This is a genomic window from Gemmata algarum, from assembly GCF_034097035.1.
Lineage (GTDB): Bacteria > Planctomycetota > Planctomycetia > Gemmatales > Gemmataceae > Gemmata > Gemmata algarum.
The window spans coordinates 1-379 of record NZ_JAXBLV010000148.1 but is presented as its reverse complement, the minus strand read 5'-3'; the positions used below and the strand labels follow the sequence as shown (position 1 = coordinate 379).

General features: G+C 73.9%; 1 pseudogene. It reads left to right on the top strand.

What is annotated here, in order from left to right:
* A pseudogene (locus R5W23_RS12240) lies at positions 1-269 on the top strand (hypothetical protein); the annotation flags it as partial.
* Positions 270-379: the final 110 nt, after the last annotated feature.

Sequence of the window (379 nt, the reverse complement as noted above, 5' to 3'; positions counted from 1 at the left end):
ATAAGTCGCCTTACGACATTTACCCGGTGCCGGACCCCACCGCCCCGGGGCGGACGGTCGCCAGCGTCCGCGGCCGCACGTTCCAACTGGCACCGCCCCCGCCGTACACCACCAAGTGCTCACCCCGGATGCCCCAGACCGGCCACACCACCGGGATGCCGGTGCTGCTCGGCGACGGGGCCGTCCGGGTGCTCGCCAAGCCGATCGACGAGGCCCTGTTCTGGGGGGCCGTAACACCGAGCGGCGGAGAAGTCCTCGCCGACTGGTAGCGCATCGGCGGGGAGCGGGCCGCGGTCAGCGACGGCACCAGAGGCGGAACGGCAGCGGCGGGTCCGCCCGCAACCGCTCCCGCGTCGCGTTCGACCACACCCGCGGCGGG